Origin of the sequence: Aureimonas sp. SA4125 (assembly GCF_019973775.1) — a bacterium.
Lineage (GTDB): Bacteria > Pseudomonadota > Alphaproteobacteria > Rhizobiales > Rhizobiaceae > Plantimonas.
This window is the reverse complement of the sequence record NZ_AP025032.1, coordinates 294,707-312,910: the sequence shown is the minus strand read 5'-3', so window position 1 is coordinate 312,910 and position 18,204 is coordinate 294,707. Positions and strand designations below refer to the sequence as shown.

17 protein-coding genes, 1 tRNA gene and 1 pseudogene are annotated in these 18,204 nt (G+C 65.5%); 10 read left to right on the top strand and 9 right to left on the bottom strand.

What is annotated here, in order from left to right; translation table 11 throughout:
• Positions 1-29 precede the first annotated feature (29 nt).
• The 6 genes from Sa4125_RS01530 (at position 30) to Sa4125_RS01505 (ending at position 5,242) form a co-directional block, all read left to right on the top strand.
• Positions 30-1,022: a glycosyltransferase gene (locus Sa4125_RS01530; RefSeq protein WP_224002973.1), complete on the top strand. Its 993-nt coding sequence runs from the start codon at positions 30-32 to the stop codon at positions 1,020-1,022.
• Positions 991-2,289, top strand: coding sequence for an O-antigen ligase (locus tag Sa4125_RS01525; protein ID WP_224002971.1), 1,299 nt, complete (start codon positions 991-993; stop codon positions 2,287-2,289). Before Sa4125_RS01530 ends, Sa4125_RS01525 begins: the two co-directional genes overlap by 32 nt.
• An 89-nt stretch (positions 2,290-2,378) precedes the next feature.
• Positions 2,379-2,843, top strand: a complete 465-nt coding sequence (locus Sa4125_RS01520; RefSeq protein ID WP_224002969.1) for a DUF2948 family protein — start codon at positions 2,379-2,381, stop codon at positions 2,841-2,843.
• A gap of 60 nt (positions 2,844-2,903) precedes the next feature.
• Positions 2,904-4,202: a histidinol dehydrogenase gene (gene hisD / locus Sa4125_RS01515; protein WP_224007425.1), complete on the top strand. Its 1,299-nt coding sequence runs from the start codon at positions 2,904-2,906 to the stop codon at positions 4,200-4,202.
• Between the two features lie 7 nt (positions 4,203-4,209).
• Positions 4,210-4,683 carry a UPF0262 family protein gene (locus Sa4125_RS01510; protein WP_224002967.1) on the top strand — a complete coding sequence of 158 codons (474 nt, stop codon included), beginning with the start codon at positions 4,210-4,212 and terminating at the stop codon, positions 4,681-4,683.
• A gap of 79 nt (positions 4,684-4,762) precedes the next feature.
• The gene (locus Sa4125_RS01505; RefSeq protein WP_224002965.1) at positions 4,763-5,242 is read left to right on the top strand and encodes a low molecular weight phosphatase family protein; all 480 of its coding nucleotides are present in this window, start codon (positions 4,763-4,765) and stop codon (positions 5,240-5,242) included.
• A 13-nt stretch (positions 5,243-5,255) separates the two neighbouring features.
• On the opposite strand, the gene Sa4125_RS01500 is transcribed toward Sa4125_RS01505, so the two are convergent.
• The gene (locus Sa4125_RS01500) at positions 5,256-6,836 is read right to left on the bottom strand and encodes a DHA2 family efflux MFS transporter permease subunit (protein ID WP_224002963.1); all 1,581 of its coding nucleotides are present in this window, start codon (positions 6,834-6,836) and stop codon (positions 5,256-5,258) included.
• 125 nt (positions 6,837-6,961) lie between these two features.
• Complete coding sequence (locus Sa4125_RS01495) at positions 6,962-8,053, bottom strand: HlyD family secretion protein (protein ID WP_224002960.1); 1,092 nt, start codon at positions 8,051-8,053, stop codon at positions 6,962-6,964.
• A 298-nt stretch (positions 8,054-8,351) separates the two neighbouring features.
• Here Sa4125_RS01495 and Sa4125_RS01490 point away from each other — a divergent pair, with 298 nt between their 5' ends.
• The gene (locus Sa4125_RS01490; RefSeq protein ID WP_224002958.1) at positions 8,352-9,074 is read left to right on the top strand and encodes a TetR/AcrR family transcriptional regulator; all 723 of its coding nucleotides are present in this window, start codon (positions 8,352-8,354) and stop codon (positions 9,072-9,074) included.
• A gap of 57 nt (positions 9,075-9,131) precedes the next feature.
• Here Sa4125_RS01490 and yihA read toward each other — a convergent pair whose 3' ends face one another.
• The 5 genes from yihA to rpmH form a co-directional block, all read right to left on the bottom strand.
• Positions 9,132-9,824, bottom strand: coding sequence for a ribosome biogenesis GTP-binding protein YihA/YsxC (gene yihA / locus Sa4125_RS01485; protein WP_224002956.1), 693 nt, complete (start codon positions 9,822-9,824; stop codon positions 9,132-9,134).
• Positions 9,821-10,459, bottom strand: a complete 639-nt coding sequence (locus tag Sa4125_RS01480) for a CatB-related O-acetyltransferase (protein ID WP_224002954.1) — start codon at positions 10,457-10,459, stop codon at positions 9,821-9,823. The genes yihA and Sa4125_RS01480 overlap by 4 nt, the downstream gene beginning before the upstream one ends.
• A gap of 79 nt (positions 10,460-10,538) precedes the next feature.
• Positions 10,539-12,365 (bottom strand): membrane protein insertase YidC, encoded by a 1,827-nt coding sequence (gene yidC, locus Sa4125_RS01475; RefSeq protein ID WP_224002952.1) that lies wholly within the window; start codon positions 12,363-12,365, stop codon positions 10,539-10,541.
• Positions 12,365-12,730, bottom strand: coding sequence for a ribonuclease P protein component (gene rnpA, locus Sa4125_RS01470; protein ID WP_224002949.1), 366 nt, complete (start codon positions 12,728-12,730; stop codon positions 12,365-12,367). Before rnpA ends, yidC begins: the two co-directional genes overlap by 1 nt.
• 62 nt (positions 12,731-12,792) lie before the next feature.
• Positions 12,793-12,927: a 50S ribosomal protein L34 gene (gene rpmH / locus Sa4125_RS01465; protein ID WP_188849089.1), complete on the bottom strand. Its 135-nt coding sequence runs from the start codon at positions 12,925-12,927 to the stop codon at positions 12,793-12,795.
• A gap of 436 nt (positions 12,928-13,363) precedes the next feature.
• Here rpmH and Sa4125_RS01460 point away from each other — a divergent pair, with 436 nt between their 5' ends.
• The 3 genes and pseudogenes from Sa4125_RS01460 to Sa4125_RS01450 form a co-directional block, all read left to right on the top strand.
• Positions 13,364-14,899, top strand: coding sequence for a HAMP domain-containing sensor histidine kinase (locus tag Sa4125_RS01460; protein ID WP_224002947.1), 1,536 nt, complete (start codon positions 13,364-13,366; stop codon positions 14,897-14,899).
• A gap of 297 nt (positions 14,900-15,196) precedes the next feature.
• Positions 15,197-15,273, top strand: a tRNA-Arg gene (locus tag Sa4125_RS01455).
• 449 nt (positions 15,274-15,722) lie between these two features.
• A pseudogene (locus Sa4125_RS01450) lies at positions 15,723-16,010 on the top strand (IS3 family transposase); the annotation flags it as partial.
• 46 nt (positions 16,011-16,056) lie between these two features.
• On the opposite strand, the gene Sa4125_RS01445 reads toward Sa4125_RS01450, so the two are convergent.
• Positions 16,057-17,370 (bottom strand): NtaA/DmoA family FMN-dependent monooxygenase, encoded by a 1,314-nt coding sequence (locus Sa4125_RS01445; RefSeq protein WP_224002945.1) that lies wholly within the window; start codon positions 17,368-17,370, stop codon positions 16,057-16,059.
• A gap of 11 nt (positions 17,371-17,381) precedes the next feature.
• The gene (locus Sa4125_RS01440) at positions 17,382-18,203 is read right to left on the bottom strand and encodes an ABC transporter ATP-binding protein (RefSeq protein ID WP_224002942.1); all 822 of its coding nucleotides are present in this window, start codon (positions 18,201-18,203) and stop codon (positions 17,382-17,384) included.
• Position 18,204: the final 1 nt, after the last annotated feature.

Sequence of the window (18,204 nt, the reverse complement as noted above, 5' to 3'; positions counted from 1 at the left end):
ACTGAAGTGTCATCGGGGCTGGAACGGGAATGAACGAGTCCATCACGATCGAAACCGTCTCGCCCTGCCTCGCGCCGGGTGGCGAACCACCGCCGCACCGCGTCGTGGTGACGCTGCCGACCTTCCGCAGGCCCGATCATCTCAGGAAGACCCTCGCCTCGCTCGCCGCCCAGAAGACGACGCGACGCTTTGCGGTGATCGTCATGGAGAACGACGCCGAGGGGCGCGAGGGACTTGCCGCGGCCGGCCCGATCCTTGCCGCCGGGACGCTCGACGGAATCGTGCTGATCGCACACGAGCGCGGCAACTGCGCCGCCTACAATGCAGGCTGGCTCACCGCCCTCGCGCGATTTCCGGCGATGGAATACCTTCTCGTCATCGACGACGACGAATGGGCCGCCGAGGACTGGATCGACAGGCTGGTGGCGACGGCGGAAGCCGAAGGCGCCGATTTCGTCGGGGCGCCGCAGCGCCCTGTGTTCGAGAGCGGCGCCACCGAAAGCTACGGCCGCCATCCGGTCTTCACCTCGCACTACTCCCGCACCGGGACCGTGCCGATCCTCTACTCCTCGGGCAATGTCCTGATCCGGCGCCGGGTACTCGAGGCGATGGGTCCCCCCTTCCTCGACCTGTCGTTCAATTTCATCGGTGGCGGCGACAGCGACTTCTACGCCCGCTGCAAGCGCCGCGGCTTCCGTTTCGCCTGGTGCCAGGAAGCGGCAGTCTTCGAGACGACGCCGGCGCGGCGGACGGAGTATTCCTGGCTCCAGGCCCGCGGACTGCGCAATGGCGCGATTTCCACGCTGATCGAGCGGCGGGCCGATGGAAGTCCCGCCGGCCGGTTGCGGATCCTGGCAAAGAGCCTTGCAATGCTGGCCTTGTCGCCCTGGCGCTTTCTGCGGCTGGCTCTGAGGACGAGCTCTCCGGTGATCGGCCTCTATCCCATCCACGTCGCGATCGGCCGCCTGATGGCGGAATTCGGCAAGGTCAATGAACAGTATCGCCGCCCCGAACAGAACTGACCTGTCGCCCCAGCAACAGGCCGTCCAAGCCGTTCAGTCAGGAATTGCGGCCGCGATCCTCGTCGCGCTGCTCGTTTCCTTCACGCCCTTCGTGGCCGAATCGGACAGCACGGCAAGCTCGGGCAACCTCGTCAACCAGATCGGCTTCGGCGGCCTCGGCCTGCTGGCGCTAGTCTCGCACGCCCTGTTCTCGAACCAGCGCGTCGTCTTTGCCCTGTTGCGACCGACCTGGCTCGTGATGGCGGGGTGGATGGTCTTTTCCGTCACCCAGTCGGCGACGCCGGACGCCGCGCTCCGGGCCGTCGCCTTCTCGCTCCTTGCCATGGTCGCGGCGACGGCCGTCGTGTGCCTGCCGCCCAACGAGCGCGCCTTCAGGCTGGTCCTGACCATGGCCGCGCTGACCGTGCTCGGCCTGTCCTATGTCGGCGTCGTGCTGCTGCCGGACGTCGCCATCCACGGGGCGGGCGGCGACGAGCCGCAGCATGCGGGCCTCTGGCGCGGCATCTACGCGCACAAGAACATCGCCGGCCCCATCATGGCGGCGCTGTTCTTCGCCGGCGTCTATCTCATCCGCAGCGGCGATCGCGGCTGGGGCTGGCTGATCGCCGTCCTTGCCGGCGTCTTCGTCTATGCGACCGGGTCCAAGACGTCCGCCGCGCTGGTGCCGATCGTCGCCTTTCTCGTCGTCGGGTCGCGCATCTTCGGCGGCCGGGTGCTGCCGATCCTGATCCTGTCCATCGCCATCGTCTCGATGGCGCTGATGACCATCGGAACAGTCCTCTCGCCGTTTCTCGACGGCATCCTGCAGGCGATCCTGCCGGGAACGACCTTTACCGGGCGCATGGACCTCTGGCGCTTCGCCCTCGACCAGATGCAGGCGCAGCAATGGACCGGCTGGGGCTTTGAATCGTTCTGGCTGAGCGAACACATCACGTCCGCCGAGGTGCCGTTCGAGCTGTCCTGGGACCCGCGCGGGATCGTCAACTCGCATTCGGGCTATCTCGACATCGCCATCGCGCTCGGGTGGCCCGCGCTGCTGCCGGCAAGCCTCCTCCTCGTGATCCTGCCGTTCAAGGATTACCTGAACTGCCGCCCCTCGCCCGAAAACGGCCGCCTGGCGGATTTCTTCCTGATGGTGCTCGCCTTCTGCCTTCTGAATTCGTTTCTGGAGAGCTACCTGTTCAAACGCGCCGATCCGGTCTGGATGGTAACCTGGATCGCGATCGTCGGCTTGCGGCTGCTGGCGAAATTCCGCATTGCGCCGTGACCTCTGCCCATGACAGCCTGCGGCCTTGGCAAGGGTCGCCGGCGGCCTAGATCACGGCGTCGACCCCACCGCTGATCGGAAAGCTTCTCATGGACCTCCTGCGCCTCGACGCCGTCGACGCGGACGATCTCGCCATCCTCTCGGCCCACTGCCAGGACGCGGTTTTGAGGATCGACGACCTGCAGTTCCTGCCGCGCGAGCAGCGGTTCGTCCTGGCGATGAACCGCTTCGTCTGGGAGAAGGCCGGGGGCCATTCGCGCTTCAGCCTTTTCCGTCGCCGGGAATACGAGCGAAGGCAGGCCGTTCTCAGCTTCTCCCGGGTTTCCACCGTCCAGAAGATCGGCGTCGATTCGGCAGCGAAAGACCAGGTGCTGGCACTGCTCGCCATGCGCTTCGTCCCGGGCGAATTGCCCTCCGGATCGATCGAGCTTGTGTTTGCCGGCGGGTCCGCGATAAGGCTCGACGTCGAATGCGTCGAGGCGCGTCTTGCCGACCTCGGCCCGGCCTGGTCGACGGGAGCGCGTCCCGATCACGACAAGCCGGACAAGCGGTAGTCGTCACGCCCCCTTCCGGCGCTGACGACACCGAAGGTGTCGGAACATGCCGCTGGGAGAATGCTGGTGCCGGTCAGGCTGAATGCCGCCACAGATGATTTCGAGGCCCGCTTCGAGGCGCTGCTGGCGACCAAACGGGAGGTATCGGCCGACGTCGATGCCGTCGTGCGCGACATCATCGGCAAGGTTCGCCAGTCCGGCGACGCGGCGCTGATCGACCTGACGCGGCGGTTCGACGGCCTGTCGCTGACGCCGGAGACCCTGCGCGTCGGCCGCGACGAGATCGAAGCCGCCTACGGCGCGACCGCCCGGCAGACGCTCGAAGCGCTGGAACTGGCGCATCGCCGCATCACCAGCCACCACGAACGCCAGCGCCCCGCCGACGACCGTTACACCGACGCCATCGGCGCCGAGCTCGGCAGTCGCTGGACGGCGGTGGAATCGGTCGGCCTCTATGTTCCCGGCGGCGCCGCGAGCTATCCCTCTTCGGTCCTGATGAACGCCGTGCCGGCCAAGGTCGCCGGCGTCGAGCGCATCGCCATGGTGGTGCCGGCGCAGAAGGGCGAACTCAATCCCCTGGTGCTGGCCGCCGCGCGCATCGCCGGCATCGACGAGATCTACCGCGTCGGCGGCGCGCAGGCGATCGCGGCACTTGCCTATGGCACGGCGACGATCCGGCCGGTGGCGAAGATCGTCGGGCCTGGCAATGCCTATGTCGCCGCGGCCAAGCGCCGGGTCTTCGGTATCGTCGGCATCGACATGATCGCGGGTCCCTCGGAAGTCCTCGTCATCGCCGATGGCGGCAACGATCCCGACTGGATCGCCGCCGACCTCCTGGCGCAGGCCGAGCACGATGCCGCGGCGCAATCGATCCTGATCACCGACGATGCGGGCTTTGCCGACGCGGTCGAAGCGGCGGTCGAGCGGCAGCTCACCCGCCTGTCGCGGCGCGAGACCGCCGCGGCGAGCTGGCGCGATTTCGGCGCGGTGATCGTCGTCGGCGATCTCGCCCAATCTGCGCCCCTTGCCGACCGCATCGCCGCCGAGCATCTGGAACTGGCGGTCGAGGATCCCGAAGCGTTGTTCGCGCGGATCCGCAATGCCGGGGCGGTCTTTCTCGGGCGGCATACGCCGGAAGTCATCGGCGACTATGTCGGCGGCTCCAACCACGTGCTGCCGACTTCCCGCTCGGCGCGTTTCTCTTCCGGCCTGTCGGTGCTGGATTTCGTCAAGCGCACCTCGATCCTGAAGCTCGGCGTCGACCAGCTGCGGCTTCTCGGGCCCGCGGCGATCGAGCTGGCGCGAGTCGAAGGCCTCGACGCGCACGGCCGCTCCGTCGCCATCCGCCTGAACCTGTGAGGACGCGATGACGCAAGGCTCCTCGCGGCTGATAGCGATCGATCTCGACGAGACCATCGGGCGGGCGACGCCCGACATCGAGCACGAGCGGGCCGTGGCGATCTTCGACCTGATCGAGGAGAACCGGTTCCAGCCGAGCGGTCTGCCTGAAGGCCGCTTCCGTCTGAAACTGTCCTTGATCGACAAGCGCCTCGTCTTCGACATCCGTGACGAGGCGGACACCGCCGTCGTCACGCATATCCTGTCGCTGACGCCGCTGAAGCGCATCATCCGCGACTATTTCCTGATCTGCGACAGCTATTACGAGGCGATCCGCTCGGCTACGCCCTCGCAGATCGAGGCGATCGACATGGGCCGGCGCGGCATCCACAACGACGGCTCGGAAACTCTTCGGGAACGCCTCGCCGGCAAGATCGACCTCGACCTCGACACCGCCCGCCGGCTGTTCACCCTCATCTGCGTCCTGCATTGGCGGAACTGACGATGGAGGCGGGCGCCTGTCCCCTTTCCCTCGCGGTCGCAGCCACTGGCATGCCGCGCGTTCTCGTCGATCTCAGGGGATGAGCGAGGACCCCGCCCCGCCCCCCGGCGCAACCGGCCCCACCGACGAGTCGCCGGTCACGTCGGTGCTGTTCGTGTGTGGCATGAACGCCATCCGCTCTCCGATGGCCGAAGCGATCGCCCGCTCGCTCTTGCCGCGCGGGACCTACATCGTCTCGGCGGGCGTCAGAAGCGGCAACCGCGACCCCTTCGTCGACACGGTCCTCACCGAACGCCAGCTCAGCCTCGGCGACCGGCGACCGCAGGGGTTCACCGATCTTGCCGACAGCTATTTCGACCTGATCGTGACGATGGCGCCGGAAGCGCACCACACGGTGCTGGATGCGACGGGGTCGCAGGCGGTCGCGGTCGAGTTCTGGCCGATGCCCGATCCCTCCGTCGTCACCGGCAGCCGCGAGCAGATCCTCGACGCCTATCGCGACGTGCGCGAGCGGATCGAGGCGCGGATCCGGCAGCGGTTCCTGCCCCCGGGCGGATAATCAACTTCTGCCGTCAGTGCGCCTCGACCTTCACGCCCGAGGCCGGTTTCTGGATGAACACCGACAGGAGAACGAGCGCCGCGAATAGGATCGTCAGGAAGAGGAAGACGTCGCCGAACGACATCACCTGGGCTTCGCGGTTGACGATGCTGACCATCTGGCTGATCGCCGTCCGGCTTCCGTCGAGGCCATGGGCGTTCATCGATGCCGCCATGTCGGCCATCCGGTCCTCGACGACGCCCCGGCCCCAGCGCACGGATTCGGCCAGCCGCTCGTAGTGCATCGCCTCGCGATTGGTGAGGAGGGTGTTGATGATGGCAAGGCCCACGGCGCCGCCGAGATTGCGCGTCAGGTTGTAGAGGCCCGATCCGCCCTTCATCTTCGCCGGCGAGAGTGTTCCGAGCGCGATGTTGTTGATCGGGATCATCGCCATCATCAGCCCGATGCCGCGCAGGATCTGCGGGATGAAGAGGTCCCAGAAATCCCAATCGTGCGTCAGGCCCGTCATCATGTAGGTGCCGAGCGCAAAGGCCGAGAAGCCGAAGGCCATCATGATGCGCGGATCCATCTTGCCCGACAGGATGCCGGAGACCGGCGCCATGAAGAACATGGTGAGGCCCGAGACGAACATCGTCTGGCCGATCGCCAGCGAATCATAGCCGCGGATGCGCGCGAGATAGACCGGATAGAGATAGGTGAGGCCATAGAGGCCGATGCCCATGACGAAGGAGAACAGCGAGCCGAAGGCGAAGTTGCGGTTGGCGAAGGCCGAGAGGTCGACGATCGGCTCCTTGGCGGTGAAGGCGCGGTAGAAGAACAACACGGCGCCGACCACCATTACGACCGCGGCGATGGTGATCGTGGTGTCCTCGAACCAGTCGTTCAAGGGCCCCTCTTCCAGCACGTATTCGAGCGAGCCGAGAAAGGAGGCCATGCCGGCGAGGCCCCACCAGTCGAACTTCGAGAACAGCGACAGGTCCGGCTCGTCGAAATCGACGAGGTTCCACACCGCGATGGCGACGATGATCCCGGGCGGCACGTTGACGAGGAACAGCCAGTGCCAGGAGAAGGCATGGCTGAGATAGCCGCCGACGGTCGGCCCGACGGTCGGGGCGAGCGTCGCCACGAGGCCGATCATCGGCGAGACGATGGAGCGCTTGGACGGCGGGAAGACGGTATAGGCCGCCGCGAAGACGCTCGGGATCATGCCGCCGCCGATAAAGCCCTGGATGGCGCGGTAGACGATCATCTGGTCGATGTTCGTCGCCGTCGCACACAGCGCCGATGCCAGGGTGAAGCCGACGGCCGAGACGGTGAAGAGCACGCGCGTCGACAACATCCGCCCGAGGAAGCCCGACAGCGGAATCATGATCACTTCGGCAATGAGGTAGGCCGTCTGGACCCAGGGAATCTCGTCCGAGGATGCGGACAGGCCGGCCTGGATCTCCGACAGCGAGGCCGAGACGATCTGGATGTCGAGAATCGCCATGAACATGCCGAAGACCATGGCGATGAAGGCCAGCATCTTGCGCAAGGGGACGGCGTCGCTGGCGGGGGCTGCCGGCAGGCTGGCAGAGGCGGTGGTGGACGACATGGCGTTGGCCTTCAGCCGGTAGACAGGATCGCGCCCTCAGAGGCGCGCAATAGCGACGGCTCGGCACCCGACGGACGCGACGCCCGCCGCCTTTGCCGGCCTGTGGGCCTGCTTTCGGGCCGGCCTTATGGGTCGACGCGCTGGGCCGTCGTCACGGGGACGGTGCGGATGTCGACCGCCACTTCCGCCGACAGACCCGGCCGGAAGGTACCGGCGAACCGTTCCGCGTCGTCGATCGCGATGCGCACGGGCACGCGCTGCACCACCTTCGTGAAGTTGCCGGTCGCATTGTCCGAAGGCAGCAGCGAGAACACGGAGCCGGAGGCGGGCGACAGGCTGGTGATCGTGCCCTCGAACTCCTGGCCCGGCGCGGAGTCGAGCTCGATGCGGACCTTCTGGCCGGGAACGAGGTCGCCGAGCTGCGTCTCCTTGAAGTTCGCGTCGATATAGGCCTTGTTCACGGGCACGACGGCGGCGAGGCGCTTGCCGGACGAGACGAGGTCGCCGGGCTCGACCGAGAGATTGCCGACGACGCCGTCATAGGGGGCGTTGATGGTGGTGAAGGTCAGGTCGCGCTTCGCCTGGTCGCGGGCGATCTCGAGCTCGCGCACGGTGCGCTCGGCCTCCTTGCGCTGCGCGTCGAGCACGGCGACGTTGGCGCGTGCCGCCGCGATCGTGGCATCGGCACCGGCAATGTTGGCGGCGGCCGAGTCGCGGGTGCTCTGCGCGGTGTCGCGACCGGCCTTGGTGCCGGCGCCCGACTTCACGAGGTCGCTGGCGCGCGACAGGTCGAGTTCGGCCTTGTCCAGGGCGACCGCGACCGCCGCCCGCGAGGCCGAGGCCTCGCCGAGCTGGGCTTCGGCGGCGTCGCGTTGCGCGGCGATGCGTTCGATCGAGGCGTGCTGGGTCGCGATTTTCGCCTCGGCCGTCTCGAGCGCCAGCTCGAAATCGCCGGCATCGATCACGACCAGCGGCTGGCCGGCGCGGACGACCTGGTTCTCCTCGACCGGCACCGACTCGACATAGCCGGTGATCTTCGGCGAGACGATCGACATGTCGGCGCCGACATAGGCGTCATCCGTGCTGACGAGGAACCGTCCCTCGGTCCAATAGAAGTGGCCGAAATAGGCGCCACCCGAGAGAGCGGCGAGGAGCGCGGCGGCGAGGACGAACTTCTTGCGTCCGGGCTTCTTCCGCGTGGTTCCGTCAGCGCCCACGGGCGGTGTCGCCGCGGCTTCCGCGGGTGCCGGAGCAACGGGCGCTGCCGGCGTCGCCGGCTTCGGCGCTGCGGGCTTTTCGGCCGTTCGAGCCGTGGTCGCGGCGAATCCCGCGTCCCCCGCTTCGGTCCCTGGGGCGCTCGCTTCTTCCCGACCCTTGCTTACGCTATCCAGCATCGTCGCAACCCTCAATCGAACCGAACCGTTCGGTTCGATGTTGACCTAGCGTCCTCCATGGCGCATTGCAAGATGCCAAAGAGATTCTCCCGTCGATCGCTATCGAGTGTTGCCAATCGTGATGAACAGTCCCTCCTCGCCACCCTCCGAAAAGGCTCCCCTTCCTTCTGGTCGGGACAAGGCGGTCCTGCGGGACGGGCAGCGGGCCGGGGAGATAGGCTCTCGCCACGGTGCCGGCGAGGATCCGCAGAAGCGCGAGCAGATCATGGCCGGCGCCCGCGAGGTTTTCGGGGCGCTCGGCTTCGACACCGCGAGCATGAGCGACGTGACGCGCGCCGCCGGCGTGTCGAAGAGCACGCTCTACGTCTATTTCCGCAGCAAGGAAGAGCTGTTCACCGCCCTCATCGCCGATGAGAGGGAGAGCTATTTCCAGAGGATCGAGCAGATCTTCACCGATCCGCTGCATCCGGCCGAGACGCTGAGGACCTACGGCATCCTCCTCGTCACCAAGCTGACGACCGCGCAGGTGGTGCGGGCCAGCCGGACGGTCATCGCGGTGGCCGAGCGCATGCCGGACGTCGGGCGTGCCTTCTACGAGGAGGGGCCGGAGCGGGGCGTCCGCCTTCTCGCGGCCTATCTGTCGGCGGCCCGCGAAGCCGGCACGCTCGCCCTCACGGACCCGCACCGCGCCGCCGTGCAGTTCATCGAGCTGTCGATGGCGGGGCTCTATCGGCCAAGGCTCTTCAACCATGTCGCCACCGACCCGGATCCGGCCGAGATCGAGGCGGCCGTCGACAGCGCCGTCACGCTGTTCATGTCGGGCTACGGTTCGCGAAGCGTCTGACGCTCGAGCACCGTGGGAGCGGGCGCCGTCGCAATGATGCGGTCCGGCACGCCCGCCTCAGACGGCATCCTCGGCGAAGAAGGTGATCGCCTGCTTCAGTTCGGACAGGCCGAGGCCCTTTTCCGACGAGGTGGTGATGATCTCGGGAAAGGCCGCCGCGCGCTTGACGATCGCTCTGGCGGTCGCCTCGGCCAGCTTCGGCACGGCGAGCGGGCTGATCTTGTCCGACTTGGTGAGGACGATCTGGTAGGAAACCGCCGCCTTGTCGAGCAGATTGAGGACTTCGAGGTCGTTGGCCTTCAGCCCGTGGCGGGAATCGATGAGGAGGAAGACCCGCTTCAGCGTCGCCCGGCCGCGCAGATAGTCGAAGACGAGCCGCGTCCAGGCATCGACCTGCTCCTTCGGCGCCTCGGCATAGCCGTATCCCGGCATGTCGACGAGCGCGAGCGGCGGCAGGTCGAGGCCCTCGCCGCTGTAGCCGCCCGGCACGAAGTAGTTGAGCTCCTGCGTACGGCCCGGCGTGTTGGACGTGCGGGCGAGGCCCTTCTGTCCGACCAGCGCGTTGATCAGCGAGGATTTTCCGACATTCGAGCGGCCGGCGAAGGCGACTTCGGGCGGCCCTTCCGGCGGCAAGAACTTCATTGCCGGCACGCCGCGGATGAAGACCCAGGGCTTGGCGAAGAACAGCCGCGCCTCGTCGGCGGCGGCAAGGCCCGTGTCGGTTGCTGGGGTGTCGGGGGTCTGTGTCATCGGGCCGTCTCCAGTAAGTCGATATCGGCGCCGCGGACCGCATTCAGATTGCGCATCAATTTGTCTCGGGGCCAGTCCCACCAGGCGGCCGCCAGGAGACGTTCGACGATCTTATCGGGGAAGCGCATCCGGCGCACCTCTGCAGGATTGCCGGCCACGAGCGCGTAAGGCGGCACGTCCTTCGTCACCACCGAACCTGCCGCCACGATGGCGCCATGGCCGATCCGGACCCCCGGCATGATCATCGCCTCCCGGCCGATCCAGACGTCGCTGCCGACGACGGTATCCCCCTTGAATCCGGCCGCGATCGTCGCTGCGTCGAAACCGTCTTCCCAGCCATGGCCGAAGATGTTGAAGGGGAAGGTCGAGAATCCCGTCGCCGCATGGCTGGCGCCGTTCATGACGAATCGGGTTCCGGTCGCCAGCGCGCAGAAGCTCCCGATGACGAGGCGATCGCCGATGAAGTCGTAGTGATAGAGGACGTTGCGTTGCTCGAAGCCCTCGGCGCCGTCCGGATCGTCGTAATAGGTGAAATCGCCGATCTCGATCAGGGGATTGTGGATCAGCGGCTTCAGGAAGACGATGCGCTTGTGGGCCGGCACAGGATGGAGAGCGTCTGAATCGGGTCCGGGCATGGCGATCTCCTCGACCTTGCACATGCAAAGAGCCGGAAAACGAGGCTTCCGGCTCCCGGCAGCGTGTGGAAAGCCTCGGTCAGGCTTCCTTGTTCTTCCGTTTGAACATGTCGCGCAGATTGTCGAGCAACTCGATCTTGCTGCCGTTGCGCTTCATGATCACCGACTGCTGGATGATCGACAGGAAATTGTTCCAGGTCCAGTAGATGATGAGGCCTGACGGGAAAGTGTGCATCATGTAGGTGAAGATCACCGGCATCCAGGTGAAGATCATCTTCTGCGTCGGATCCGGCGGCGTCGGATTGAGCTTCATCTGGATGAACATGGTGATGCCCATCAACAGCGGCCAGACGCCGACGGCGAGGAAGATCGGAACCTCGTAGGGCAGGAGGCCGAACAGATTGAACATGCTGGTCGGATCCGGTGCCGCCAGGTCCTGGATCCAGCCGAAGAACGGCGCATGGCGCATTTCGATGGTGACGTAGAGCACCTTGTACAACGCGAAGAAGACCGGAATCTGCACCAGCATCGGCCAGCAGCCGGCGGCCGGGTTGATCTTCTCGGTCTTGTAGATCTCCATCATCATCTGCTGCTGCTTCGCCTTGTCATCGGCGTAGCGCTCGCGCATTTCGAGGATCTTCGGCTGGACGTCCTTCATCTTCGCCATCGACTTGTACGACTTGGAAGCGAGCGGGAAGAAGATCACCTTGAGGGCAACGGTGACGAGAAGGATGGCCGCGCCGAAATTGCCGGTGAAGCGGAAGAGCCAGTCGATCACGTGAAAGAGCGGCCGGGTGATGAAGAAGAACCAACCCCAGTCGATCAACTGACCGAACTTCTCGATCTGGCCCTGCTCCTCGTAGCCGTCGATCAGGTCGACGACCTTCGGGCCGGCAAAGGTGCGCGACACAATCTGCGTCGACTGGCCGGGCGCCACCGAGACGGCGTCGCCGAGATAGGACGAGTGATATTGCGGCCGCCCGCTCGCCTGATAGAGGAATTCCGACTGGAAGGGCTTGCCCGCCTCCGGCACCAGGGCGGTCGCCCAATACTTGTCGGTGATGCCGAGCCAGCCGCTCGACACCTTGGCCGGCTGAATGCGTCCCTCGTCCTCGATCGCCGAGAAGGTCGCCTCGTTCACGCCCTCCTCGCCGAAAACGCCGAGCAGACCCTCGAACACGACCCAGGCCGAGGCGATCTCCGGCTTGGTGAAGCGCACGACGCGCCCATAGGGGGCGACGGCGACCGGCGCGGTGCCTGCATTCTCCACCGTGTCGGTCATGGTGAACATGTAGTTCGGGTCGATCGCCACCTGGCGGCGGAACGTCACATTGCTGTCGTTGGTAAAGGTTAGCGTCACCGGCGTCGTCGGAGTCAGCCGCGCGCCGGCCTCCGCCTGCCAGACGGTCGTCGGACCGGGAAGCGTTCCGGCATTCTGGCCGGCGTAGCCGAACTCGGCATAGTACGCGTTGGCCGTGGCCTCCGGCGAGAGAAGAACGATGTTCGGCGAGGATTCGTCGACGGTCTCGTGGTAGTTCTTGAAGCGGAGGTCGTCGAGCCGCGCGCCCCGCAGATTGATCGAGCCGACGAGCGTCGGCGTGTCGATGGCGATGCGCGGCGTCTCCGCGAGCGCCGCCTCGATGGTCGCTGTGCCCGGGAGCGCGACATTGCCGGAGGGAACGATGCTTTCGCGGCCGGATGGGATCACCACGTCGGTCTGGGACGAGCCAGCAGGAATCTGCGGCGTCTGAAGAGAGCCCGGGTTCTGGGCCTGCGCCGACTGCTGCGCGGCGATCTGCGCCTGGCGCTGGGCCTCGAGTCGCGGACTGACGACGAGGAACTGCCAGCCCACCAGCACGGCGATCGACAGCGCCATGGCGATGAGGAAGTTCTTGTTCTTTTCCATCAATCAGTCCCCGATGGGTGTCCGCCCGCAGTGCCGCCGGGCTTCGGCCGATCCGGCCGTGCCCGGGCAAAGCGCCGGGAAAGCTCGCTCTTCAACATGGCGAAGGGGACGCTGAGCAGATCGCGCCGAGCGACGACCACGAAATCGAACCCCTCGGCCATGTCGGCCCCGCATTCCAACCGCACGGCCTCGCGCAGGCGGCGCCGGATGCGGTTGCGCTCGACGGCATTGCCGACCTTGCGCGTCACGGTCAGGCCCAGCCTTGCCTCGGCGCCATCCTGGCGATCGCGCGCCTCGATGAAGAAGAGCGGCCCGTTGAGCCGGCGGCCCCGGCGGGCCGCCAGAAATTCGGCGCGCGTGCGCATGCGGCCCACAGGCCGCGCCGTCGCCTCGTCCGCAGCGAAATCGCCGATGGTTCCGGCCGATATCAGGCGGAGAGGCGCTTGCGGCCCTTGGCCCGGCGGGACGCGATCACGCGGCGGCCACCGACCGTCTCCATGCGGGAGCGGAAGCCATGACGACGTTTGCGGACGAGCCGGCTCGGCTGGTAAGTGCGCTTCATTGTTCAATCCCCGCAGCCATGCCGCGGGCCTCTATCGTGCAAGATGAAACCGAGAACTCGAAATGAGCGTCGAGGCGCACACGCGTAAACTCGCGCGAAATGCCGTCCGCTCGGATGGCGCTTCTTGATACAGGCACGGGCAAAAGTCAATCGCGTGGCTCGCAAGCGACACGAACGCCGACCAGATGGCCACGCTTGCATGATGCGGGCTGGACGGGCTGGATCAGGGAGCCCCGAAATGTGACTGCCCCCGCGCCCCGCGAGAGGGCAGCCGGCGCGACGTTTGATTTTGCTTACAACACTCTTAGCTGATGGGCAGAGCCGTTTCTGACGCTGGCCCGACATCGGCCTCGGAAGCGGCCCGATCGGAAAAGTAGTATGAGGACCAGGGCAGGACTTTCAGCTAAGCAGAGAGTCATGCCGCCGAAGGAACACTGTGCCGTTACGGATTGCTGCCCTGGCCGATCAGGCCCATCGCAAAAAGCCTGAGGGCTCGGCAGGCGTCGCCTATCGGCACCGGCTGTCCGCGCGCCTGTGGCGGTTGACGATCCTGGCGGTGATGCTCGCCGAGGTGCTGATCTTCGTGCCATCGATCGCAAACTACCGCAAGGAATGGCTGCGCCAGAAGATCGAGACGGCGGCCGTCGCCGGGTTGACGGCCGAACATGCCAGGAATGCCGGCGAGGCGGCGCTTGGACCTCAGGAGCAGGTCGATCTGCTTCAGGCGCTCGATGCCCGCCTGATCGCGACCTCCAACGGCACGGTGTCGCGGCTTCTGGCGCGCGACGAGACGCTCGGCATGGTGGACGCGCAGGTCGATCTGGGCAGCGGCGACTGGCTGTCCCTGGTCGCAGGCGCCTTTGACACACTGATTTTCGGCGAGGAACGCATGCTGCGGGTCCGCGGCCCTGTCGGCGAGGCCGGGATGGTCGCTGAGGTGGTGTTCGCCGAGCAGCAGTTGCGGCTGGCGATGCTGATGTACTCGCGCAACATCTTCTTCCTGTCGCTGGTGATCGCCTTCTTTGCCGCCCTCCTCGTCTATCTGGCGATCAGCTACCTCCTGATTCGCCCGATTCTGGCGATGACGCGATCGATGGAGCAGTTCGGCGAAAATCCCGCGGATGCCGAGCAGATCATCAAGCCCAGCGGCCGACCGGACGAGATCGGCCTTGCCGAGCTCGAACTGGCCGGCATGCAGACGACGCTCGCCCAGACGCTGCGCGAGCAACGCCATCTTGCCGACCTCGGGCTCGCCGTCTCCAAGATCAACCACGACCTGCGCAACGTCCTGGCGTCCGCGCAGATCGTCTCGGACCGGCTGTCGGACCTCGAGGATCCGCGTGTCCAGCGCTTTGCCCCCCAACTGATCCGCAGCCTCGATCGTGCCCTCGCCTACACGCAGTCGGTGCTGGCCTATGGACGCGCCGTGGAGAGCGCGCCGGTCCGTCGCAAGGTCAGGCTGCATCGGCTGGTCGCCGAGGTTTTCGAGACGGCGGCGGTCACCGCGCAAGTCGACATCGAGCTGATCAACGACGTCGGCGAAACCTGCGAGATCGAGGTCGACCCGGAGCAGTTCTTTCGGGCGCTCAGCAATCTCTGCCGCAATGCGGTCCAGGCGCTGGAGAGCGAGGACAGTCAGGCGGTCGTCCGTCGAATCATCGTGAGCGCCTGTCGCCTGACCGATGGCCAGACGCTGATTGCCGTCGAAGATACCGGCCCCGGCCTGCCGATGCGGGCGCGCGAGCACCTGTTCGAGGCGTTTCGCGGCTCCACCCGGGCGGGGGGAACCGGGCTCGGCCTTGCGATCGCCGCCGAGATCGTCGAAGCGCATGGCGGTCGTATCGCGCTCTGCCGCAACACCGCATCAGGCGCGCGCTTCGAAATTCATCTGCCCGCCCGGCAGTCGGGCGACGGGCAAGTCCTTTCGCCCACTATCGAAAGCGCGGCGAACGGTGCTCGGGCACGCTCCTGACGCGCTTCGGCATTCCGCCACTCTCGCCGCCGCAAGGCTCGGCTCGGCTCGGCCAGCGGGCAGGACGCCAAGGGACGCAAGGCGTCTTCATGGCCACCGCATCCGACGGGCGAAAAGACCCGGATTCCTTGGTCCGGTGACGAGCATGGGTCCGGTGAAGAAGAGGCCATGCCGCGCACCGCTCCACAGGCCTTTTTGACGCGATGCCGCGACAACCGACTTATCGGCTTGCAATTCCCCATTCCAGCCTTTAGTACCCCCTCACTGCCGCCGAGGGCTTGCCCCTCCCGGCCGGATGCGCCCGTAGCTCAGCTGGATAGAGCACCAGACTACGAATCTGGGGGTCAGGGGTTCGAATCCCTTCGGGCGCACCAAATTTCTACCATTCCGGTAAAGAACTGCGAACACCTGCACCGCCAGTCGCACTACCTGCAACCACCTGTTCGAGCGTCGCCTTGTCGCCGATAATGCGGATCGCGTGGACAAGCGCAATGGGACCCCGGTGGATGCCCCCCGTCCGTCCCGTTGCCCCTATACATTTGCCGCCAGCTTGCATTCTTGACGGACGCCAGTGTTGCGCCTCGGCAAGGGCTAAGCACCAACTCCCCTTGCTCAACTTGCAAACAAATTCTGTAAATCCTCCAAGAGTGAACACGGCGGACAAAAAAACGGAGAGACTCCAAGCACAATTTCCATCTATCGATTATCTCACAATTTTAATGATACATGTTTTCGTGGTTTTGCTCTGACCGACGCACCACTTACTTTGTCGCGCCAGACAGATTTGCGTCGTCGCCCGTTTTGGCTGACGCTGTCGCCATACAAGTACTGCTCCCTGGACTAACAAGCCGAACTGCGTCGACACGGCATCTCGATGTCGGCCAAGGGGAACGGCTTTGATGATGCCGTGGCCGAGACCTTCTTCAAGACTCTGAAAGCCGATCTCGTATGGCGCACCGTCTTTCGGAGCCGGCCCGAGGCGACCACCGCGATCGGCCGATGCATCGACGGCTTCAACAACCCCATCCGGCGCCATTCAGCGGTTCACTTCTTCAGCCCGCTTCAGTTCGAGAGGCGGGCCGCGCAACATCGGACTCGCTCTCCATTTTGATGGAGCAAGTCCAGTCTCAGGTCAAAACGACAACAATCGAGCCCGGTCAGAACTCGCGTAGCGTATCGCGCAAGAGCACGTGCCTGTATTCGGTGCGCACGAGACCGCGCTTCTGGAGGGCGGGCACGAGGCCATCAGCGATCTCGGCCAGATACCGACGACTGACGCGAAGGACCGGCGTGGTGATCAGAAAGCCGTCCCCGCCGACCTCTGCCATCACTTCGCCCATGCGTTCGGCAACCTCGCTCGGGGTGCCCACAAGTTCGACCGACGATACAAGTCCCCCGCCGCCATCGACCACAAGTTCGCGCAAAGTCTTGCCGCAGCCCCATTGCTGGAACTTGTCGAGCGTCCCGGATTCGCCATTCGTCACCAGCTTTTCCGGTAGCGGGGCATCGAGGTCGAAGCGGGCGAAGTCAATCTCGGTGATCGCCGAGAGCGAGGCCAGCGTATCGGTGATGAAATGCGACGATGAGAGCATCCGTCTGTATCGCTCGCGAGCCTCGTCCTCGGTCTCGCCCAGGGTCGGGGTCACGCAAAAGAGAATCTTCACGTCGTCGGGATTGCGGCCGGCCTTGACGACGCGGGCGCGGATATCGTCTCGAAACGCCTTCATGCTGGCCACGCCGCTCGCCACGGAAATGATGGAGTCTGCATGCGCCGCGGCGAAATCCCGGCCCTTGGGCGAGGCTCCGGCCTGGACGTAGACCGGGCGCCCTTGTGGCGACGGCACGGTGTTTAGTGGTCCGCGGACCTTGAAGTACTTGCCGACATGGTCGATCGGCTTGACCTTTGTATGGTCGGCATAGACGCCCGCATCGCGGTCGAGAACAACAGCGTCGGGCTCCCAGCTGGCAAAGAGCTTTCCCATGACCTCCATGTACTCTTCCGCCATCGCGTAACGCTCATCGCGCGGGGGGAGCTTGTCCAAACCGAAGTTCTGAGCCGAGAGGTCCTCTGCGCTTGTCACGATGTTCCAGCCGAAGCGGCCACGGGTCAGGCTGTCGATGGTCGAGGACAGGCGCGCCATCAGAAAGGGGGGATAAGCAAGGGTCGACATGGTCGCAACGATGCCAAGGTTCTGCGTCGCCATTCCCATGGCTACAGCAAGCGGCGCGGGATCGTGCTTGGGAACCATCATCGCGTTGCGCAGCGACGCTTCGGTGGACCCGCCGTAGGTTTGCGGCACCATCAGCTTATCCTCGATCATGATGTAGTCGAAGCAAGCCCGCTCCAGCGTTCGCGCCATTTCAATGTAGAACTGCCCGTCCCACGGCAGACCGCCCTGTCCGAAGGGCTCGCGCCATTCGTCTGGCGTGAAGTTCATGAACCAAGCAAGGTGGAAGCGTCGGGCGGTCAACGTGGTCTCCTTTACGGTGTGGCCGAGAGGATGGGCGCAGCGGCTAGGCGCTGCGCCTCGAGGCTGAGGGCTTCTCGGCGGACAGCCTCGAAACGGGCGTTGTCGCGGACGATGCGCGCCTTGGCGCAGAAGTCGCCGGTGACCGTTGCGCCGTAGCGCTCGGGTGCCTGCGGGTCGCGCCGCGGCCGGTCGATGGCCAGCACACGAGTGCCAAGATCAAACGCCTCCGGTATGTCGTGGGTCACCATCACGATCGTCATAAGCCGTTCGTCCCAGAGTTCCCTTACGAGGGCATGCATGGATTTGCGGGTTCCCGGATCGAGCGCGCCGAATGGTTCGTCGAGAAGCAGAACCTTCGGCCGACCGGCGAGCGCTTGAGCGATCGCTAGGCGCTGCTGCATTCCGCCGGACAGCTGCTGCGGATACCGATGCGCCGAATCGCCGAGCCCAACTCGATCGAGAAGAGCCCGCGCGTCCCGTTCCAACTCTCGCCTCTCGCTGCCGAAGAGACGGCCGAGAAACGGCGCCTTCACCCATTGCGGCCCGCTGGTCACATTGGCGAGAACGGTACGGTGCGGGAAGACAGAATATCGCTGAAAGACAACTCCGCGGTCGTTGGTGGGCTCTTCCGCAATGGGCAGACCGTCGATCAGTATGCGCCCGCGTGTCGGCATCTCCTGCGACAGCAACATGCGCAAAATCGTGGTTTTGCCGATACCGCTCGGGCCGACGAGAACGACAAACTCGTGGTCGGCGACGTGGATGTCCACGTTTTCAAGCACGATCGTCGAGCCGTATTCCTTCCAGACATTCTCGAACCGGATTTCCGCCATT